Annotated in this window: 2 protein-coding genes and 1 pseudogene; 1 reads left to right on the forward strand and 2 read right to left on the reverse strand. The window is 70.9% G+C overall.

Features of this window, described 5'->3' with window-relative positions:
• Window positions 1-630, reverse strand: a pseudogene (locus O3Q52_RS52380) (cytochrome P450); the annotation flags it as partial.
• Window positions 631-742: 112 nt separating this feature from the next.
• On the opposite strand from O3Q52_RS52380, the gene O3Q52_RS52385 reads away from it, so the two are divergent.
• Entirely contained in the window at window positions 743-1,357 is a 615-nt protein-coding gene (locus tag O3Q52_RS52385; RefSeq protein ID WP_269655437.1) for a hypothetical protein, read from the forward strand.
• 18 nt (window positions 1,358-1,375) lie between these two features.
• Here the strand turns inward: O3Q52_RS52385 and O3Q52_RS52390 are convergent, their stop codons facing one another.
• Entirely contained in the window at window positions 1,376-1,618 is a 243-nt protein-coding gene (locus O3Q52_RS52390; protein ID WP_269655438.1) for a DUF6296 family protein, read from the reverse strand.
• Between the last annotated feature and the right edge of the window lie 411 nt (window positions 1,619-2,029).

Genomic DNA, 2,029 nt, shown 5'->3' on the forward strand with positions numbered 1-2,029 from the left:
CAGCAGGTCGTGGCCGGGCCGGCTCCGCTTGGCCGCGGCCAGTTCGGCCAGGTACGCCGACATCTCCTGGTAGGCGCGCGCCTCCGCCTCCGGACTCGTACGGGCGACCATCTCGTTGGACCAGGCACGGAAGGCGTCCCGGTCGAGCGCGGGCACGCCGAGCAGTTCGCAGATGACGGTCATGGGCAGCGGAAAGGCGAAGGACGCCACCAGGTCCGCCTGCCGTTCCTCCCCCGCGAGCATCTCGTCCAGCAGTTCGTCGGCGATCTGCTGGACCCGGGGGGCCAGGGCCTCGATACGGCGTGGGGTGAACTCCCTTGCCACCAGCCGCCGTAGCCGGGTGTGGTCCGGCGGGTCCGACATCAGCATGTGGGCGAGCGCCGGCTGGTCCTGCTCGGTGTTGACGATCTGGCCGATGTTGCCGGACTTGCGCCAGTCCCGGCTGAGCCGGGGGTCGGTGAAGGCGGTACGGCACGCGTCATAACCGACGACGAACCACACCTCCTCGCCGTCGGTGTCGAGGACCCGGTGCACGGGTCCGGCCGCGCGGAGTTCGGCGTAGACGGGATAGGGATCGCGGGTGAAGCCCCCTCCGAGTTGCTGCAGATCGACAACAGGCCCTGCTGACATGCTGTTTCCCTCAGATGATCGGTTGAAAAGCACGCTAACCGGGACTCGGCACAGGACCAACGGTTGTTTCGGCCAGGCGCGTTGCGCCCTACCGTGCCGCGCCGTACATGACATGCTGGGCCGCCGCCCGGTCACCCACCCCTCAACCCGTGAAGCCGAGTGCATGAGAACCGCCCGCGTCGTGACCGACGTCCTTCAGCCCCGCAACGTCCTGGTCGCCGGAATGACCGGGATCGGGGCGGCCGCCGCGGGTGACTGGACGGGCGTTCCGTGGGGCCTGCTCGGTGCCCTGTGCGCGGGGATCGTGCCGGCCACGTACATCGAGTGCGAGCGCAGGCGCGGCACCTGGGGCGACCGGCATGTGGTGGACCGTACGCAGCGGGCGCCGATCTTCTTCGTGATCCTCGGCTCCCTCGGGCTCGGGAGCCTGGTCATGCTCCTCGGCGGCGCTCCCACGGGGATCCTGGCCGCGATGCTCGGACTGTGGGGCACGACGGTCGCACTTCTCGTCGTGAACACGGCGTGGAAGATCAGCGTGGACTCCGCCGTGGCCTCCGGGGTCGTGGCGATGCTCGCCGCCACGCACACCGTGTGGTGGCTCGCCGCGTACGTCCTCGTGGTCGGAGTGTGCTGGTCACGGGTCGCGCTCGGCCACCACTCCACCGCGCAGACGATGGCGGGCGCCTCGCTCGGCGCGAGCAGCGCCGCCGCGCTGCTCCTCGTCTAGGGCCCACCCAGGACCCTCTTAGGACTGCCGGAGCGGTTCGGCGGACGGTGGGAGGGGCGACTGGTAGCCGCCGCTGGCCAGCATCCGCACCTCACCCGCCGGGCTGATCTCGGCGCGGAGAATGCCGGTGGGATCGCAGTAGACCGGGTTTCCGCCCGGTCCCAGGGTGTCGGTCCGTTCGACGACCACCTTGTCCGTGGTCGCGCCGACACCCGAGCCCTCATGGGTGAAGGTCAGCCGGTACCGGTCCGGGGTATGCATGACGACCTCCCGCGCTTGAGGCGCAAATCAGCCCAAAATCGACCCCTCTCCATGATGCGGCGAGATCGCGCCGACGGCAGCATCGGACGGCCCGGAGTCACCGGCACAGGGCCGCGGTCGGCGCGCACTGCCCCACACACCTGAGCCGCCTCTTCCGCCATTGGTCTGGGCCACCCTGCCCGGGCCGGGGCCCCTCCCGGGGCATGACCCTCTCGCCTCATGGCGCCCGGCAGTGTAGACATGGGCTTATGGTCCGACTCTTGGGTCGATCCTGGGCTCGGTCGACCCCCCGCCTCAACGGCCTGCGTGCGCGGCGCAGGCGTGACCGCCCTCGGCGAGCGCACGCTCGGCGAGCACGGCAGGCGCCGCGCCATCCAGTCGGTCCCCGGGGGGCCCACGACGGCGGGCACG

The sequence above is a fragment of the Streptomyces sp. ActVer genome, from assembly GCF_027270795.1.
In the GTDB taxonomy this organism is placed as follows: domain Bacteria; phylum Actinomycetota; class Actinomycetes; order Streptomycetales; family Streptomycetaceae; genus Streptomyces; species Streptomyces umbrinus_A.

What these genes read in the sequence shown, in the direction of transcription:
- O3Q52_RS52390 (WP_269655438.1), bottom strand. Translation starts at nt 1,618, where the DNA reads ATGCATACCCCGGACCGGTACCGGCTGACCTTCACCCATGAGGGCTCG.
- O3Q52_RS52385 (WP_269655437.1), top strand. Translation starts at nt 743, where the DNA reads ATGCTGGGCCGCCGCCCGGTCACCCACCCCTCAACCCGTGAAGCCGAG.